This is a genomic window from Tabrizicola sp., assembly GCF_016792905.1.
In the GTDB taxonomy this organism is placed as follows: domain Bacteria; phylum Pseudomonadota; class Alphaproteobacteria; order Rhodobacterales; family Rhodobacteraceae; genus Tabrizicola.
In genome coordinates this window covers 100,516-118,362 of the sequence record NZ_JAEULP010000026.1, presented here as the reverse complement: position 1 = coordinate 118,362, position 17,847 = coordinate 100,516, and the positions used below count along the sequence as shown (strand labels likewise).

Below are 17,847 nucleotides of genomic sequence, written 5' to 3'. Positions count from 1 at the left end.
GCGCAGGCCACGGGACTGGACGCTGCCCGGGAAATTGGCTTAACTCCGGGCGGGAAGCTTTTGAAAGGCAAGGCAAATGGGCGGTCGGGTTCTGTCGGTGGCGTCGGAATGCGTTCCGCTGGTCAAGACCGGCGGTCTGGCGGATGTGGTCGGCGCGCTGCCGGGGGCGCTGGCGGAGACGGGCTGGGACATGCGGGTGCTTTTGCCCGCCTACCGCAGCTTGCGGGCGCAGTCGAAGGACTGGCCCGTGGTCTGGGAAGAGGCCGATCTCTGGGGCGGGCCGGGGCGGGTTCTGGCGGGCGAGGTGGCTGGGGTGCCGCTTCTGCTCCTCGACGCGCCGCATCTTTATGACCGCGAGGGCGGGCCCTATTCCGGCCCCACCGGCGAGCATCCGGACAACGCGATCCGCTTTGCCGCGCTGTCCTGGGTCGGCGCCCGCATCGCGCGCGAGGGGCTGGCGGGCTGGAAACCCGACGTGCTGCACGCGCATGACTGGCAGGCGGGCCTTGCGCCGGCCTATCTGGCCTATCATGGCAGTGGCGGGGTGAAGTCGATCATCACCGTCCACAACATCGCCTTCCAGGGCTGGGCGCCCGCCCATATGCTGGGCGTGTTGCGCCTGCCCGGCCATGCCTTCCACCCCGAGGCGCTGGAATATTACGGCGGGATTTCCAGCCTGAAGGCGGCGCTGGTGACGGCGGACTGGATCACCACAGTCTCGCCCAGCTATGCCGAAGAGCTGATGCGGCCGGAATTCGGCATGGGTCTGCAAGGCGTGATCGCGGCGCGGGGGCCGGTGGTGTCCGGCATCCTGAACGGGGTCGATACCGGGGTCTGGGACCCCTCAACCGAGACGCCTGCCTTCGACCGCAAGGCGATGGCGGGCAAGGCCGCGGCGCGGGCCGCGATTTGCGAGGAGTTCGGGCTGGATGTGCCGGGGCCGCTGGCCATCGTCGTCAGCCGTCTGACCGACCAGAAGGGGATTGACCTGCTTCCAGCGGTGATCCCGGAGTTCATCCTTGGCGGCGGCGGGCTGATCGTTCTGGGTTCGGGCGATCCGGGGATGGAGGGGGCGATGCGCAACCTCGCCGCGCGGTTCCCGGGCAGGGTCGCAGTGCGGATCGGCTACGATGAGGGGTTGAGCCACCGGCTGTTCTCCGGCGCTGATGCGGTGCTGGTGCCAAGCCGGTTCGAGCCTTGCGGGCTGACGCAGATGTACGGGTTGCGCTATGGCACCCTTCCGGTGGTGTCGCTGGTGGGCGGGCTGGCGGATACGGTGATCGGCGCGAATCCGGCGACGCTGGCGGCGGGGGCGGCGACGGGCGTGACCTTCCACCCGGTCGATGCGCTGGCCTTCGGCAAGGCGCTGACGCAGTTGCTGGATCTGTACCACCAGCCGAAGCTCTGGGCGAAACTGCGGGCCAATGCGATGGGCCATCCGGTGGGATGGGAGACCTCGGCCAAGGCCTATGCCGGTCTCTACGAAAGGCTGACCGCGTGACAGCCCAGCCGGTATCGCTGCCCGTCCGGCTGCATGGCCATGCGGTCAGCCCCGGCCGCCCCTGGCCGATGGGGGCGAGCCTGACCGGCGATGGGGTGAACTTTGCCGTCTTCTCCGCCCATGCCGAACGGATCGAGCTGTGCCTGTTCACCCCCGACGGCCGCAAGGAGATGGCGCGGCTCGACATCGGCGACCGCGACGGCGACATCTGGCACATCCATGTGGGCGGGCTGACCGTGGGCACGGTCTACGGCTTTCGCGCGCATGGGCCTTATGCGCCGGAACAGGGGCATCGCTTCAACCCGAACAAACTGCTCCTTGATCCCTATGCCCGGGCGCTGGAGGGTCGGCTGAAATGGTCAGATGCGCTGATGGGCTACAAGATCGGCTCACCCCGGGGCGACCTGAGCTTTGACACCCGCGACAGCGCCTTTGCGGTGCCGAAGGCGGTTGTCACCGACGCCTCCTTCACCTGGGGCAACGATCAGGCCCCGCGCACGCCCCGGGCCGAAACCTTGATCTACGAGGCGCATGTCAAGTCGATGACCGCGCTGCATCCCGGCGTCGACAGGGGGCATCGCGGCACTTATCTGGGCCTGTCCTCGGACCCGGTGATCGAACATCTGCACAAGCTGGGCGTCACTGCGATCGAGCTTCTGCCGGTGCAGGCCTATATCGACGACCGCTTTCTGGTGTCGAAGGGGCTGCGCAACCACTGGGGCTACAACACGCTGGCCTTCTTCGCGCCCGAACCGCGCTACATGAGCCAGGGCGCGCTGTGGGAGTTCCAGACCATGGTCCGCCGCTTCCACGCGGGCGGGATCGAGGTGATCCTGGACGTGGTCTACAACCACACCGCCGAGGGCGACGAATGGGGGCCGACGCTGTCGTTCCGCGGCCTCGACAACGCAAGCTATTACCGGCTGTCCGGGGGCGGGCGGACCTACGCCAATGATGCGGGCACCGGCAACACGCTGAACCTGACCCAGCCGAATGTCCTGCGCATGGTGATGGATTCACTGCGCTACTGGGTCGAGATGACCCATGTCGACGGCTTCCGCTTCGACCTCGCCACCGTCTTGGGGCGAGAGATGCACGGGTTCGACCCGAACGGCGGCTTTTTCGACGCGATCCGGCAGGACCCGGTCCTGAGCCGCGTCAAGCTGATCGCCGAGCCCTGGGACATCGGCCCGGGCGGCTATCAGTTGGGGGCCTATCCGCACCCGTTCCTGGAATGGAACGACCGCTTCCGCGACGGGCTCCGGCGGTTCTGGAAGGGCGATGCCGGGTTGACCCGCGACCTTGCCGCCCGGCTTCTGGGCAGTGCGGAACGCTTCGACCATTCCGGGCGGGCCGCCACATCCTCGGTGAACTTCGTTACCAGCCATGACGGGTTCACGCTGGAAGACCTGGTCAGCTTCACCATCAAGCGCAACTTCGCCAATGGCGAGGACAACCGCGACGGCCACCACGAGAACCACTCGGACAATCTGGGGGTGGAGGGGCCGACGAAGGATGCCAGGGTTCTGGCGGCGCGGGGGCTGCGCAAGCGCAACCTGCTGGCGACGCTGTTCCTGTCGCAGGGCGTGCCGATGCTGCTCGCCGGGGACGAGATCGGGCATAGCCAGGGCGGCAACAACAACGCCTATGCCCAGGACAACGAAACCTCGTGGATCGACTGGTCGAGACCCGATGTCGATCTGCTGGCCTTCGTCGCACGACTGTCGCGGCTGCGCCGGGAGCTGCCGGTGCTGCGGCAACGCCGGTTCCTGCATGCCCGGAAACGCACGTCCGACCAGATCCCGGACGTGATCTGGCGCCGTGCCAACGGGACGGTGCCGCAGTCCGAGGAATGGCATGACCCGGCCTTCCGCTGCCTGTGCGTCGAGCTGCGCATGGCGGCCGAGGGCGGCGACCCGAACCCCGAGGCGGTCTTCGCCGTCTTCAACACCGGCGCGCCCACCGCACTGCACCTGCCGGACAGCGCACCGGGCTGGGAGCTGCTGCTGGACACCACCCGCCCCGACCTGCCCGAGGCAGGTGTGCCCGCCACGGCCTTCACCGAAGCCCCCGCGCATTGCGTTCTTCTCTTCCGGTCCATGACCGGCAAGCCCAAGGGAGTTTGACCATGACCCAGATCACGACTGTCGCGACGACGCCGATTGCGGGCCAGAAGCCCGGCACGAGCGGTTTGCGCAAGAAGACCCCGGTCTTCATGGGGCGGCACTATCTGGAGAATTTCGTCCAGTCGATCTTCGACGTCGTGGGCGCTGCGGGGAAGACCTTCGTGCTGGGCGGCGACGGGCGCTATTTCAACGACCGCGCGGCGCAGGTGATCCTGCGGATGGCGGCGGCAAACGGGGCGGCGCGGGTGATCGTGGGGCAGGGGGCGATCTTGTCGACGCCTGCCGCCAGCCACCTGATCCGGCTGAACAAGACCGATGGCGGGATCATCATGTCCGCCAGCCACAACCCCGGCGGCCCGAACGAGGATTTCGGGGTCAAGTTCAACATGCCGAACGGCGGCCCGGCGCCGGAAGGCGTGACCGAGGCAATGTACAAGCGCACGACCGAGATCACCGAATACCGGGTACTGGAGGCGCAGGATGTCGATCTGGGCCGGATCGGGCGTCATGAGCTTGGGGCGATGGTCGTCGATGTGGTCGATCCGGTGACGGACTATGCCGCGCTGATGGAGACACTGTTCGACTTCCCCGCGATCCGGGCGATGTTTGCGGGCGGCTTCCGGATGCGGATGGATTCGATGTGCGCCGTGACCGGGCCCTATGCGGTGGAGATCATCGAGAACCGGCTGGGGGCGGCGAAGGGAACCTGCGTGAACGCGACGCCCCTGCCGGATTTCGGCGGGATGCACCCCGACCCGAACCCGACCTGGGCCAAGGCGCTGATGGACGAGATGTTCGGTGCCGTTGCGCCGGACTTCGGGGCGGCTTCGGACGGTGACGGGGACCGCAACATGGTGGTGGGTCGGGGCATCTATGTCTCGCCGTCCGACAGCCTGGCGGTGCTGGCCGCCAACGCCCATCTGGCGCCGGGCTACAAGGCGGGGCTGAAGGGGATCGCGCGGTCGATGCCGACCTCGGCTGCGGCGGATCGCGTCGCCGAGGCGCTGGGGGTGCACCACTATGAAACGCCGACCGGGTGGAAGTTCTTCGGCAACCTTCTGGACGCAGGGAAAGCCACGATCTGCGGCGAGGAAAGCTTTGGAACCGGCTCCGACCATGTGCGCGAGAAGGACGGGCTCTGGGCGGTGCTTCTGTGGCTGAACATCCTGGCGGTACGGAAGGAAAGTGTCGCGCAGATCCTGCACGAGCATTTCAAGCGGTTCGGCCGCAACTACTACAGCCGCCACGACTTCGAGGCGATCGACACCGCCAATGCCGATGCCATGTTCGCCGCGCTGCGGGCGGCGCTGCCGGGGCTGAAGGGGCAGGATTTCGACGGTCTGGTCGTCACCCATGCCGATGACTTCGCCTATACCGACCCGGTTGACGGCTCGGTCTCGACGAAGCAGGGGGTACGGGTGCTGTTCGATGGCGGCAGCCGCGCGGTGTTCCGGCTGTCGGGCACCGGCACCGAAGGCGCGACGCTGCGGCTGTATCTGGAGCGGTTCGTGACCGGGCCGGACGAGCTGGGCGAAGACCCCCAGTCCGCCCTGGCGCCGGTGATCCGGGCGGCGCACCGGATTGCCGGGATTGCCGCACACACCGGGCGCAGCGAGCCGGATGTCGTCACCTAAATGCAATCCGGCGATTTCTGACCTTCAGGAGTCGCGGTTTGACCAGACCGATGGTCGAAAAGCGACAAACCTGACACCACTGTCGAGTTTGCGGAGGATCGGCGATGGGCGAAGTCAGGGTGCGGTCGGGCCGTCAGGCGCGGCAGGCGGAGCGGGCACAGAAGGGCGGCGGGCATGGCCGTCCCTATATCGTGCGGAACATCCCGACCTATGACGTCCTGTCCGAGGAGAACCTCCTGCGGATCGAAGCGGCGGCCGACCGCGTGCTGGCCGAGACAGGGATCGAGTTCCGCGACGACCCGGTGGCGCTGGAGCACTGGAAGCGGGCGGGGGCGAAGGTCGATGGCCTGCTGGTCAAGTTCGAACCCGGGATGCTGCGCGAGATCCTGAAGTCCGCGCCGCCGGTCTTTACCCAGCACGCCAGGAACCCCGAACACTCGGTGCAGATCGGCGGGAAGAACGTGGTCTTCGCCCCGGCCTACGGCAGCCCCTTCGTGATGGACCTCGACCGCGGCCGCCGCTTTGGCACCATCGAGGACTTCCGCAACTTTATCAAGCTGGCGCAGTCGAGCCCGAACTTCCACCATTCCGGCGGTACGATCTGCGAACCCACCGATGTTGCGGTGAACAAGCGGCACCTCGACATGGTGCTGTCCCATATCGAACTTTCCGACCGGCCCTTCATGGGCTCGGTCACGGCCGAGGAACGGTCGGAAGACAGCATCGACATGGCCCGTATCCTGTTCGGGGCGGATTTCGTCGACCAGAACTGCGTGATCCTTGGCAACGTCAACGTGAACTCGCCGCTGGTCTGGGACGGGACGATGACCAGGTCGCTGCGGGCCTATGCGCGGGCGAACCAGGCCGCGGTGATCGTTCCCTTCATCCTGGGCGGCGCGATGGGGCCGGTGACGAACGCGGGCGGGATCGTGCAGTCCCTGGCCGAGACGATGGCGGGCTGCGCGCTGACCCAGCTGGAGCGGAAGGGCGCGCCGGTGATCTTCGGGAACTTCCTGTCCTCGATGTCGCTGCGGTCCGGCTCACCCACCTTCGGCACGCCGGAACCGGCGATCGGCAGCCAGGTGATCGGCCAGCTGGCCCGGCGGTTGAGCCTGCCCTTGCGCTGTTCGGGGAACTTCACCACCTCGAAGCTGCCGGACGGGCAGGCGATGATGGAAGGGACGATGTCGATGCTGGCCGCCGTCCACTGCGGGGCCAACTTCATCCTGCATTCGGCGGGGTTCCTGGATGGCCTTCTCAGCATGTCCTACGAGAAGTTCATGCTGGACGCCGACCTCTGCGGGGCGCTGCATGCCTATCTGGACGGGATCAGGATCGACGACGACCAGCTGGCGGTCGATGCCTTCGCCGAGGTCGGGCCGGGGAACCATTTCTTCGGCTGCTCGCACACGATGAAGCATTACGAGACGGCCTTCTGGGACAGCGACCTGTCGGACAACGAGCCCTTCGAGAAATGGGAGGCGGCGGGGTCTTCGGACGCTGCGTCTCGGGCCAACAAGCTTTGGAAGAAGCGGCTGGCGGAGTACGAGGCGCCGGCGCTGGACGAGGGAGTCCGCGAGGCGCTGCATGACTATGTGGACCGGAAGAAGGCCAGCATGGCGGATGCGTGGTACTGACTGTCCACGGTGGACAGAAAATCGAGGCCAGGGATTTCAATGGCTTGGGCGCGGAGGTTCAGGGTTCGTTAATCCTTGGCCGCGTCCGGCAAGCACCGAACTCAGGTCCGAAGCCCGGTTTCCACCAGAAGACCCTTGCGCTTGGCCTCGTAGTAGTAGCCCTTGGAATACCACATCACGGCACGGTCTTCCGAGCCGCCGGAGACGAGCCACGCCCCGCGCAGGTATTTGCCGGCATACATGAGGTTGGTCTCGGCATCGAGAAGGCCTTCGGGCGGGCCCTGATAGCCCATGGTCCGCGCGGTCTGCGGCAGGATCTGCATCAACCCGTAGTAAGGGCCGTTCCGTGCCGCCGGATTGTAGCCGCTTTCGCGCTTGATGACGCGGTGCAGGAGGCTTTCGGGAATGTCGTGGATGCCCGCGTATTTGTGCACGAGCGCCAGCATTTCGGGCGTGGCGCCGAGGGCCATCGGCGCTCGGTCCACCGGCCTTTGCGGCTTGGCGCAGGCGGCAAGTGCGGCCGCGCCGAAGAGGAGAAGGCTGCGACGGGTTACGGACATGGGAAGCCTTTTGGTTCTGACGGGTGAGGGTTAGCGGGGCTTGGCGCGCGATGCAACCCAGGGTTCGGATGACCGGCGGGAAGCGGCAGGCAGGGGCGGGGGTAGGCGATCCCCGACCTGCGGCGCCGCCGATTCCGTGGCAAGCTGATCGGGCCGGAATTTCCCGGCAGGTTTCGACGCATATTTTCAGGAGGATTTCATGGAAGCTGGCGCCATTGCCGCAAGTTCGGCCAAGGACGTACAGAAAGCCCTGGCCAAGCGCCTTGCCCACCGCGAGCTGAAGGACGACGTGATCGCCGCCGTCACCAAGCGCATCGTCCGCGACGGGCTGAAGATCGGCGGGGTGGATTTCTGCCCCTATGGCATCTGCATCGACTATTTCAGCGACAAGCGCATCCTGGTCGACAAGATCCTGGGCGGCGAGAAGTACCGGGTGGTGCGGCTGTTCCCCTATGGCATCCTGGTCGATGACCTGTGGCGGCTGCAGGTCGAGATGCAGGTGCCGGAACTGGCCGGGATCGGAGGGCGCTGATGCAGACGCATCCTTCGGGGTGCGGGCTGGAGCGGTCGGGGTTTCTTCCCGACCGCACCGTCCATCTGCACCCGCTTGACCTGTGCAACCTGGCGTGCAGCCATTGCTATTCGGCCTCGTCACCGTCGAAGCGGACCATTCTGCCGCTGGAACCGTTGCTGGCCGCGCTGCCGCGGCTGCGGGCCGAGGGCTATGAGGTGATCAGCCTCTCGGGCGGCGAGCCGCTTTTGTACCCCTGGTTGCCGCAGTTGCTGGCGGCGGCGAAGGCAGAGGGGTTCCGCACGGCTGCCATCACCAATGGCTTTCGCGTAACCCCGCAGCACCGGGAGCTGGTCGAGACGCTGGACCGGATCGCCATTAGCTTCGACGGGTTGGAGGCGCGGCACAATGCGATGCGGGGCAATTCTCAGGCCTGGGCGCGGGCCGTCTCGGGACTGCGCTATCTGGCCGAGATCGGCAAACCGGCGGCGGCCGCCTTCACCGTGACGAACGGGTCGCTGGCCGAGGTGCCGGAGTTCATCGAGATCTGCGCGGGGCTGGGCGTGCGGGCGGTGCAGTTGCGCCCGCTGGTGATGGCGGGCCGTGCGCCCGAGGCTGTGGCGGACCAGGCGCTGAGCGAGGCCGATACCGCGCGGTTGTGGTTGATGGCGCAAACCCTGCAACTGGGCTGGGAAGGGGAGGTTGCGGTGCATGTCGACCTGGCCCCGGCCGAGGCGCTGGCGGCGGATGCGGGGGCCTGGAGCCTGGCGCTGGAGGGCGGGCCGGACCAGCGGCTGTCGGACGCGGTCAACCCGCTGGTCATCACGCCGGAAGGGCGGCTTCGGCCCTGGACCTATGACTTCCCCGAGGAGTTCGACCTGGGGCATTTGCAGGACCTTGCCCCGACCCGCCGGGTCTGGATCAGCGGCGGTTTGCCGCGCCTGCGCACGCTATTGGCGCGCACGCTGCACGCGGCGGGGCTGGAAGACGGCTTCCTCGACTGGTTCGCCTTTCAGCGTGACGAGGCCCGGCGCAGGCTTGCCGCCTGAGCCCGCACCGTCATTGCCCTGTTACCCGGCTGGTGCAGAACCCTGTGGAGAACCCTTGGTGCGATCACGCGCTTGGGGGTTGCCTTGGGCCAAACGCCAGATATAGTTTCGGGGTACGGGGCGGGACCGCCCGCCCTGCTGGCCGATGACTGACGGGCGAAGTGCGGAGTCTTTGACGGCAATGGACGGCGATTTCAGAACCCAGTTCGTGCGCGATCCCGCGGCGCTGAAGCACTACCCTGCGCTGGTGCTGAATGCCGATTATCGCCCGCTGTCCTATTATCCGCTGTCGCTCTGGCCCTGGCAGGAGGCGATCAAGGCCGCCTTCCTGGACCGGGTGCAGATCGTCGCGGAATATGACGCCGTGGTTCATAGTCAAAGGCAAGAGTTCAGGATACCCAGCGTGGTGGTCCTGAAAGAGTTCGTAAGACCCCAGAAGCGCGTGGCATTCACGCGCTTCAATCTTTTTCTGCGGGACGAATTCTGCTGTCAGTATTGCGGGGCGAAGGGCGACCTGACCTTCGACCATGTGCTGCCGCGGTCGAAGGGCGGCATTACCAGCTGGGAGAACGTGGTGGCAGCCTGTTCGCCCTGCAACCTGCGCAAGGGCTCGCGCACGCTGAAACAGGCAGGGATGTATCTGAACCGGCTGCCACGCGTGCCGTCGGCGGAGGAGATGCAGGCGCATGGCCGCCGCTTCCCGCCGAACCATCTGCACGAAAGCTGGATGGACTACCTGTACTGGGATGCCGAACTGGAAGCCTGAGGTCGCTTCCGGCCGTCATATCGCCGTTACATAAGCTTCACAAACCGGGGGAGGGGTGATCTTCTGGCCGCCTTGGAAGAGGGGCGGGTCATGGATGTCACTTTGCAGGCGGCAGCGCTGCACATGTTCACGGCGCTGGCCTGCGGCGCGGTCATCGGGTCCGAGCGGCAGGTCCGGCAGCGGATGGCGGGCCTCAGGACCAATGCGCTGGTCTCGCTGGGGGCGGCGGGCTTTGTCATCTTCTCGGGCCTCTTCCCGGACGAGGTGAGCCATACAAGGGTTGCGGCGCAGATCGTGTCGGGGATCGGTTTCCTGGGTGCCGGGATCATCTTTCGCGACGGGTTCAACATCCACGGGCTGAACACGGCGGCGACGCTGTGGTGTTCTGCGGGCGTGGGCATGATGGCCGGGGCAGGGGCCTGGGACCTGGCGCTCTTGCTGACTGGAATGGTGGTGTTCGTGAACCTGGGGTTGCGGCCCCTGGTGAAGTGGCTGAAACGGCACACGCGGGCGGGGATCCCGCTCAGCCGGGGCTACCGCGTGATCGTCACCGTGGCCGAGGCCGAGGAGGCGCTGGCACGGAGCCTGATGTTGCGGACTCTCACGATCGGGGGTTTGCATCTGTCGGAGATCGGTCTGGCTCCGGGCGAGGACGGGCGCGGGCTGGACGTTTCCGCCACGGTGACGGCGGAAGGGGTTGGCGAGATCGGGCTGGAGCAGGCGGTGCAGCGGCTGGCTGCCGAGCCGGGGCTCCTGAAGGTGCGTTGGCAGTCGCTGGACGAGGGCTGATCCGCGCACCAGTTCCCCCTGTCGCGCGTGAATGCTAGACAGGGGAGCGGGCAGGCTGTAGAACGCCGCCGTTAGCGCTAACAGCGCCCTCGCAGGAGACGGTCATGGTTTCGCGTGTCATTCCGGTGGATGTCTTCGACCTGGTGATCTTCGGCGGCACGGGCGACCTGGCCCGCCGCAAGATCCTGCCGGGGCTCTATCGTCGCTTCGTGGCGGGGCAGATGCCGGGGGACAGCCGGATCATCGGCGCGGCACGGGCCGACCTGACCGACGAAGGCTTCCGCGAGCAGGTGCGGGCGGCGATTGCCGAATTCGTGCCGAAGGCGCGGCAGGATCAGGCGGCGATCGAGGGGTTCCTGGGCCGCATCCACTATGTCTCGATCGACGCGACCGGGACCGGGGGCTGGGCGGCCTTGAAGGCGCTGATGCGCGAGAATGTGGTCAGGGCCTTCTATTTCTCGGTGGCGCCGAGCCTCTTCGGCGACATTGCGCAGCGGCTGTCGGAATATGGCATCGCGGACGCCTGGAGCCGGATCGTGGTGGAAAAGCCGTTCGGGCGCGATCTGGCATCCGCGAAGGCGCTGAACGCGGTGCTGGCGAAGCATTTCAACGAGACGCAGATCTACCGGATCGACCATTACCTGGGCAAGGAGACGGTGCAGAACCTGATGGCGGTGCGCTTTGCCAACATCCTGTTCGAGCCCTTGTGGAAGGCGGAATACATCGACCACGTGCAGATCACCGTGGCCGAGACGGTGGGGGTCGACGGGCGCGGGGCCTATTACGACAAGTCGGGTGCCATGCGGGACATGGTGCAGAACCACATGATGCAGCTTCTGTGCCTGATCGCCATGGAGCCTCCGTACCATTTCGACCCGGACGCCGTGCGGGACGAGAAGCTGAAGGTGATCCGCGCGCTGAAGCCGGTGCCGAAGGAAGACATCGTGCGCGGGCAGTATGGCGCGGGCAAGGGCGAGAAGGGCTATCTGGTCCATTCCGAGAACCCGGCATCGAAGACCGAAAGCTACATCGCGCTGAAGGTGCAGGTGTCGAACTGGCGTTGGCAGGGGGTGCCGTTCTACCTGCGCACCGGCAAGCGCCTGCGGGCGCGGGCGAGCGAGATTGCCATCACCTTCCGCCAGCCGCCGCATGCGATCTTCGATGACGCCACGGGCTGGCATGCGAACGTGCTGGTCATCCGGCTCCAGCCGAACGAGGGCATGGACCTGATGGTGATGATCAAGGAGCCGGGGCCGGGGGGCATGCGGCTGATGCAGGTGCCCTTGGACATGTCCTTTGCCGATGCGCTGGGTGCCGAAGCGGATGACGTGCCGGATGCCTATGAGCGGCTGATCATGGACGTGATACGGGGCAACCAGACGCTGTTCATGCGCGGCGACGAGGTGGAGGCGGCCTGGGCCTGGACCGACCCGATCATCCAGGGCTGGGAAGCGCGCGGCGACCGGCCGCAGACCTATGATCCCGGATCCTCGGGCCCGGAGGATGCGTTGATGCTGATGCACCGCGACGGGCGGCGCTGGCGGGAGATACGCGAATGAAGTGGGAGGTCTACCCGGACCGCGAATTCCTGATGCTGGGGCTGGCGAACACCATCGCCGGGCAGCTGGCGGATTTCCTGCGGCGGGAGGGGAAGGCGACCTTGTCGGTTCCCGGGGGCACGACCCCGGGGCCTATCTTCGACACGCTGTCGGGGGTAGACCTGGACTGGGCCAATGTCGCGGTGGTGCTGAACGACGAACGCTGGGTGCCGGAAACCTCCGAACGGTCGAACACGCGATTGCTGCGGGAACGGCTGTTGCGCGGCAGGGCAGCGCAGGCGCGGCTGGTGCCGCTCTATGCGCCCGCCGACCAGCCGGAGGCGATGCTTGAGGCGTTGGAGGACGGGCTGAAGCCGTATCTGCCGATCTCGGTCCTGCTTCTTGGCATGGGGGCGGACATGCACACGGCAAGCCTCTTTCCCGGCGCCGACCGGCTGGAGGAGGCGCTGTCGGCCAGTGCGCCGATCCTTCTGCCGATGCGGGCCGAGGCGGCGGGCGAGCCCCGGATCACCCTGACGGCACGAACGCTGCGTGAGGCGTTCAACATCCATGTCCTGATCACTGGGCCGGACAAGCGCGCGGCGCTGGAACGCGCGATGACCCTGACCCCGATGGAGGCGCCGGTGCGCGCCGTCCTCGACAACGCAACCGTGCATTGGGCGGAGTAGCCATGACGAAATGGGCTGACCTGAAGCGGCTTCATGACGTGAACAAGGGCCGACATATCCTTGATCTGTTTGATGAAAGCCGTGCGGCGGACTATTCCGTCCGAGCCGACGGGATGTTGTTCGACTATTCCAAGACCAACCTTGACGCGGCCACCCGCGCCGCGCTGGTGCGGCTCGCCGAAGTCTCTGGCGTCGCCGAGAAGCGGGCGGCGATGTTTTCGGGCGCGAAGATCAACGATACCGAGGGCAGGGCCGTCCTGCATGTGGCGCTGCGGGCCGGGGATGACGAGTCGATCTTCGTCGACGGCAAGGACGTGCTGCCCGAGGTGCGCCGAATCCGTGCGGCCTGTGCGGCGTTTGCGCGGGACGTGCGACAGGGTGGCTTCAAGGGCCAGGGCGGCCGGATCACCGATGTGGTCAACATCGGCATCGGCGGGTCCGACCTGGGCCCGGCGATGGCCTATCTTGCGCTGCAGCCCTTTGCCGACGGGCCGCGCTGTCATTTCGTCTCGAACGTCGATGGCGCGCATATCCATGACACGCTGCAGGGGCTGAACCCGGAGACGACGCTGGTGATCGTGGCGTCGAAGACCTTCACCACCATCGAGACGATGACCAATGCCGACACGGCAAAACGCTGGATGGCCGCGAAGGTGAAGAACCCGGCGGCGCAGTTCGCGGCGGTGTCGACGGCAGGTGACAAGACCGCCGCCTATGGCATTGATCCCGAGCGGGTTTTCGGGTTCGAGGACTGGGTCGGCGGGCGCTATTCGATGTGGGGGCCGATCGGCCTGGCCCTGATGATCGCGGTGGGGCCGGAGGCGTTCGACGAATTCCTCGCCGGTGGTCGGGCGATGGACCGCCATTTCCTGACGGCGCCGTTTGCCCAGAGCATGCCGGTGATGCTGGCCCTGGTCGGTGTCTGGCACAACCAGTTGTGCGACTATGCCACGCGGGCGGTTCTGCCTTATGATCAACGACTTGCGCGGCTTCCTGCCTACCTCCAGCAACTGGAGATGGAGAGTAACGGCAAGCGGGTGGCGGTGGACGGATCGGACCTGACCACCAATTCCGGCCCGGTCGTCTGGGGCGAGCCGGGCACCAATGGCCAGCATGCGTTCTACCAGCTGATCCACCAGGGCACGCGGGTGGTGCCCTGCGAATTCCTGGTGGCGCGGCGCGGCCATGAGCCGGACCTCAAGCATCAGCACCTCCTGCTGGTGTCGAATTGCCTGGCTCAGGCCGAAGCCTTGCTGCGCGGGCGCAGTCTCGACGAAGCGCGGGCGATCATGGCGAAGAAGGGGGCGACTGGGGCCGAGCTGGAGCGCCAGGCGCGACATCGGGTGTTCCCGGGCAACCGACCCTCGACCGTTCTGGCCTTCGACCATTTGACGCCCTTCACACTGGGCCAGATCATCGCGCTCTACGAGCATCGGGTGTTCGTGGAAGGCGTGATCCTCGGGATCAACTCCTATGACCAGTGGGGGGTGGAGCTGGGCAAGGAACTGGCGCTGGCTTTGCAGCCGGTGCTGGAGGGCAAGGCGGGGACCGAAGGCAAGGACGGGTCCACGGCGGCGCTGGTGGCCTTCCTGCGGGGGTGATCGGGGAAGCGATTTCTTCGAAGAAATCGGACCGGAGCCTTTGAAGGCTCCGATCCGGAATTTTCGAGAATTCCGGCGCTTACTTCAGCGCGGCGGTGACGATGATCTCGACCTTGTAGTCCGGCGTCGCCAGCTTCGATTCACCGGTGGCGCGGGCCGGGGTGTGACCCTGCGGCACCCAGGTGTCGTAGACCGAGTTCATCTCGGCGAAGGTCGCCATGTCCGCGAGCCAGATCTGGACCATCAGGATTCGGGTCTTGTCGATCCCGGCCTTGGCGAGGATTGCATCGACGGCAGCAAGTGCCTGGCGCGTCTGGTCGGCGACCGAGCCGGAAGGCTCGCCGAGCTGCCCCGCGAGCCAGAGGATGCCGTTGCAGGCCACGGCCTCGGACATGCGGGGGCCGATGCCGTAGCGGGTGATGTCGGTGTTCATTCTCGTCTCTCCTCATTGGCGTCGGGCGGCTGGTTAGCCGGTTCCGCGCCCGAACGGAAGCTACTTCACGCGGCGGCAGTTGAACTGGTCGCCGGTCTGGCCCGAGACCCAGGTAAGCCCGGTATCGGTGACGGCGGCCAGGGTGATGACGTAGCCGTTGGAGAAGCGCAGGGTGTAGTTGCGACCATCGCGGCTGACAGTCCGGATCGGATAGGTGTCGGTGCCGTTGGTGTAGGTGGTGTTGGTGAAGCTGAAGCTCTGCACCCCGCAGTCCCACGCGCCGACAAAGGCGTAGGGTTCGGACGGCCCGCTGTCCTGGGTGCAGGCGGCGAGCGCGAGGCAGAGGGGAAGGGCTGCGAGGCGAGGGGACATGGACCGCTCCGTTCTGGGTGACGCAAGGGTCAACCGACGGGGGACCTGTGTCAATCGCCGAGGTGAGGAGATGGAGCGGGTGAAGGGAATCGAACCCTCGTCGTAAGCTTGGGAAGCTTCTGCTCTACCATTGAGCTACACCCGCCTTGGCTGCCCATTTAGCCAGTCTGCCGGAGGATGGCAAGTCGGCCGGTCGCGGAAATCCTGGGGCCCCGGAATCACGAGGGGCCCGGTGATCGCTCACGGGCCCCTGGTGGTGTTGGCTCCGGCGGTAGGGATCGAACCTACGACCAATTGATTAACAGTCAACTGCTCTACCGCTGAGCTACGCCGGAACACGGGCGGGTCTATAGCAAGGGTGTACGGGGGCGGCAAGGGGCAAATCGCGGGAAGGGACACCGCGGGTCACGCGCGGTAAAACAGCGCATCGGGATGGAGGGTCGGATCGGCCACGACCAGGTTTCTGGACGCGAGATCAATGAGATGCGCGAAGACGTTGCGCTCGGCGGCGCGAAGAAGCGGGGGCGGGATGTCGTGGTAGATACGGGCGGTCAGGGCTGGAATGTGCCAGGGGGCGCCGGTCAGGGCCCCAAGGATCTGCGCCTCGCGCTGGTGGCGGTGGGCGATCAGGTAGGCCATCCGCCCGGCGGGATCGTCGACGGGCTCGCCATGGCCCGGCAGGAAGCGCTGCCAGTTTCGGGCGGCGAGGCGGTGCAGCGAGGCCATGTAGGCGCCCATGTCGCCGTCGGGCGGCGAGACGATGGAGGTGGACCAGCCCATGACGTGATCGCCGGAAAAGAGCGTGTCGCCGAGCGCGAGGCAGAGATGTCCGCCAAGATGGCCCGGGGTGTGGACGGCGGTGAGGCTCCAGTCCGGGCCGGTGAGCGTGTCGCCGTCGGCAAGGTGCTGGTCGGGGGTGAAGGCGAGGTCGAGCCCCTCGCCCCCGTCCGGCAGACTGCCGGCGAGGCGGGTCATCAGCGGACTGCGGCCGTCCAGTGCCCCGCCGAAGGCCACGATCGGCGCGCCGGTGGCGGCGGCAAGGCGCGGCGCCAGGGCGGAATGGTCGCGGTGGGCATGGGTGACGATGATCCTGTCGATTCGCTGGCCGGGGCCGGGTACGGAGAGGATGGCGGCGAGATGCGCAGGATCATCGGGACCGGGATCGATGACGGCAAGACCGGAGCCGCCCACCAGCCAGGTGTTGGTGCCGGTTCCGGTCAGGGGCGAGGGATTCGCGGCGCGCAGCAGCCGGACCGGAGGATCGGAGCGGCCCGGCCCCGCGCGACTTCCCAAGGGAATGCGGGGCGGATAGTCTGGCGGGCGATGTCGGTCTTCCAACGTATCCTTCCCAGGGGCCTTTACGGTCGCGCGGCGCTGATCCTGATCGGGCCGATCGTCGCCATTCAGCTGGTGTTCTCGAGCGAGTTCATCCAGCGTTTCTATGAAGACGTGACCGGACAGATGACGCAAGGGGTTGCGATCGACCTTGGCTTCCTGCTGGACCGGATCGAGGCAAGCCCGTCGCTTGAGGCGGCCCGGGACGCGGTCGTGCCCATCGCGAAGGCGCTTGAGATCAACCTGCTCTTGCCGGCAAGGCCCGATGCACCCACAGAGGACAAGCGGCAGTTCATCGACCTGTCCGGCGACATGATCATCGTGACGCTGCATGAACGCCTGCCGAACCTGGTCGCGGTGGACCTGACGGCGACGGATCGCCTTGTCCACCTGACATTCGACAGCCGCTTCGGACCGGTTCAGGCCGAGCTGAGCCGACGGCGGATGTCGGCGACCAATCCGCACCAGCTGATGGTCCTGATGGTCATCGCTTCGATCCTACTGACGATCATCGCCTATTTTTTCCTGCGACGTCAGTTGCGGCCGATCACCAAGCTTGCGGAAGTGGCGGAAGAGTTCGGCAAGGGGCGCACCGTCAGCTACCGGCCGCGTGGCGCGATCGAGGTCCGCGCGGCGGGTCGGGCGTTTCTGGACATGCGCGCCCGGATCGAGCGGCAGATCGAGCAGCGCACGCTGATGCTGTCGGGGGTCAGCCACGACCTGCGCACGCCGCTCACGCGGATGCGGCTGGCCCTGTCGCTGATGCCCGAGGACCCGGAGGTCGAGGCGTTGCAGGCGGATGTGGCGCAGATGGAACGGATGGTCGACGAGTTTCTGGCCTTCGTCCGCGGCGACGCGATGGAAGGGTCGGCGCCGACTGATGTGCTGGCGATGGTCGAGGACGTTGTCGCACATGCCGGAGAAAGGGCCCGGCTGGTCGGGGTCGATGGCAGGCCGGAGCCGGTCGAGATGCGCCCGCAGGCCGTGGCGCGGGCCTTGGAAAACCTGGTGTCGAACGCATTGCGCTTTGCATCCCGGGTCGAGTTGCGCGTCATCTTCCAGGAGCGCAGCCTGCGCATCACGGTCGAGGACGATGGTCCCGGCATTCCCGCTGACCGGCGCGAGGAGGCCTTGCGTCCGTTCACGCGGCTTGATGCATCGCGCGATCAGAACCGCGGAACCGGCGTCGGGCTGGGCTTGTCGATCGCATCGGACGTGGCCCTGAGCCATGGCGGATCGCTGCGACTGTCACAGAGCGAGGCCCTTGGGGGCTTGCGGGCTGATCTGGTGATTGCGCGCTGAGGGT

At 66.6% G+C, this 17,847-nt stretch carries 16 protein-coding genes and 2 tRNA genes; 12 read left to right on the top strand and 6 right to left on the bottom strand.

Going from position 1 to position 17,847, the window contains the following annotated elements; genetic code table 11:
* The first annotated feature begins 76 nt into the window (after positions 1 to 76).
* The 4 genes from glgA to JNL31_RS05610 all read left to right on the top strand — a co-directional run bounded on the left by glgA (position 77) and on the right by JNL31_RS05610 (position 6,898).
* The gene (glgA, locus tag JNL31_RS05625) at positions 77 to 1,501 is read left to right on the top strand and encodes a glycogen synthase GlgA (RefSeq protein ID WP_294970923.1); all 1,425 of its coding nucleotides are present in this window, start codon (positions 77 to 79) and stop codon (positions 1,499 to 1,501) included.
* Positions 1,498 to 3,627: a glycogen debranching protein GlgX gene (gene glgX / locus JNL31_RS05620; RefSeq protein ID WP_294970921.1), complete on the top strand. Its 2,130-nt coding sequence runs from the start codon at positions 1,498 to 1,500 to the stop codon at positions 3,625 to 3,627. Before glgA ends, glgX begins: the two co-directional genes overlap by 4 nt.
* Before the next feature lie 2 nt (positions 3,628 to 3,629).
* The gene (locus tag JNL31_RS05615; RefSeq protein ID WP_294970919.1) at positions 3,630 to 5,261 is read left to right on the top strand and encodes an alpha-D-glucose phosphate-specific phosphoglucomutase; all 1,632 of its coding nucleotides are present in this window, start codon (positions 3,630 to 3,632) and stop codon (positions 5,259 to 5,261) included.
* Positions 5,262 to 5,365: 104 nt separating this feature from the next.
* Complete coding sequence (locus JNL31_RS05610) at positions 5,366 to 6,898, top strand: trimethylamine methyltransferase family protein (RefSeq protein ID WP_294970917.1); 1,533 nt, start codon at positions 5,366 to 5,368, stop codon at positions 6,896 to 6,898.
* A 101-nt stretch (positions 6,899 to 6,999) separates the two neighbouring features.
* Here the strand turns inward: JNL31_RS05610 and JNL31_RS05605 are convergent, their stop codons facing one another.
* Entirely contained in the window at positions 7,000 to 7,458 is a 459-nt protein-coding gene (locus tag JNL31_RS05605; protein WP_294970915.1) for a lytic transglycosylase domain-containing protein, read from the bottom strand.
* Between the two features lie 199 nt (positions 7,459 to 7,657).
* Between JNL31_RS05605 and JNL31_RS05600 the strand changes: the two genes are divergently transcribed.
* The 7 genes from JNL31_RS05600 to pgi all read left to right on the top strand — a co-directional run bounded on the left by JNL31_RS05600 (position 7,658) and on the right by pgi (position 14,401).
* Positions 7,658 to 7,990: a hypothetical protein gene (locus tag JNL31_RS05600; protein WP_294970913.1), complete on the top strand. Its 333-nt coding sequence runs from the start codon at positions 7,658 to 7,660 to the stop codon at positions 7,988 to 7,990.
* Positions 7,990 to 9,018, top strand: coding sequence for a radical SAM protein (locus tag JNL31_RS05595; protein WP_294970911.1), 1,029 nt, complete (start codon positions 7,990 to 7,992; stop codon positions 9,016 to 9,018). Before JNL31_RS05600 ends, JNL31_RS05595 begins: the two co-directional genes overlap by 1 nt.
* A gap of 181 nt (positions 9,019 to 9,199) precedes the next feature.
* Positions 9,200 to 9,784: an HNH endonuclease gene (locus tag JNL31_RS05590; RefSeq protein ID WP_294970909.1), complete on the top strand. Its 585-nt coding sequence runs from the start codon at positions 9,200 to 9,202 to the stop codon at positions 9,782 to 9,784.
* A gap of 90 nt (positions 9,785 to 9,874) precedes the next feature.
* On the top strand, positions 9,875 to 10,573 hold the full coding sequence (locus tag JNL31_RS05585; RefSeq protein WP_294970907.1) for an MgtC/SapB family protein: 699 nt from the start codon (positions 9,875 to 9,877) through the stop codon (positions 10,571 to 10,573).
* A 104-nt stretch (positions 10,574 to 10,677) separates the two neighbouring features.
* Positions 10,678 to 12,132 carry a glucose-6-phosphate dehydrogenase gene (gene zwf / locus JNL31_RS05580; RefSeq protein ID WP_294970905.1) on the top strand — a complete coding sequence of 485 codons (1,455 nt, stop codon included), beginning with the start codon at positions 10,678 to 10,680 and terminating at the stop codon, positions 12,130 to 12,132.
* Entirely contained in the window at positions 12,129 to 12,800 is a 672-nt protein-coding gene (gene pgl / locus JNL31_RS05575; RefSeq protein WP_294970903.1) for a 6-phosphogluconolactonase, read from the top strand. Before zwf ends, pgl begins: the two co-directional genes overlap by 4 nt.
* Positions 12,801 to 12,802: 2 nt before the next feature.
* Entirely contained in the window at positions 12,803 to 14,401 is a 1,599-nt protein-coding gene (pgi, locus tag JNL31_RS05570) for a glucose-6-phosphate isomerase (RefSeq protein WP_294970901.1), read from the top strand.
* Positions 14,402 to 14,480: 79 nt separating this feature from the next.
* Here pgi and JNL31_RS05565 read toward each other — a convergent pair whose 3' ends face one another.
* The 5 genes from JNL31_RS05565 to JNL31_RS05545 all read right to left on the bottom strand — a co-directional run bounded on the left by JNL31_RS05565 (position 14,481) and on the right by JNL31_RS05545 (position 16,505).
* Positions 14,481 to 14,834, bottom strand: coding sequence for a RidA family protein (locus tag JNL31_RS05565; protein ID WP_294970899.1), 354 nt, complete (start codon positions 14,832 to 14,834; stop codon positions 14,481 to 14,483).
* A gap of 60 nt (positions 14,835 to 14,894) precedes the next feature.
* Complete coding sequence (locus JNL31_RS05560; RefSeq protein WP_294970896.1) at positions 14,895 to 15,206, bottom strand: hypothetical protein; 312 nt, start codon at positions 15,204 to 15,206, stop codon at positions 14,895 to 14,897.
* Positions 15,207 to 15,277: 71 nt separating this feature from the next.
* A tRNA-Gly gene (locus JNL31_RS05555) sits at positions 15,278 to 15,351 on the bottom strand.
* Between the two features lie 115 nt (positions 15,352 to 15,466).
* Positions 15,467 to 15,541 (bottom strand) — tRNA-Asn (locus JNL31_RS05550).
* Positions 15,542 to 15,611: 70 nt separating this feature from the next.
* Positions 15,612 to 16,505, bottom strand: coding sequence for an MBL fold metallo-hydrolase (locus tag JNL31_RS05545; protein WP_294970947.1), 894 nt, complete (start codon positions 16,503 to 16,505; stop codon positions 15,612 to 15,614).
* Positions 16,506 to 16,529: 24 nt separating this feature from the next.
* On the opposite strand from JNL31_RS05545, the gene JNL31_RS05540 reads away from it, so the two are divergent.
* Positions 16,530 to 17,843 carry an ATP-binding protein gene (locus JNL31_RS05540; protein ID WP_294970894.1) on the top strand — a complete coding sequence of 438 codons (1,314 nt, stop codon included), beginning with the start codon at positions 16,530 to 16,532 and terminating at the stop codon, positions 17,841 to 17,843.
* Positions 17,844 to 17,847: the final 4 nt, after the last annotated feature.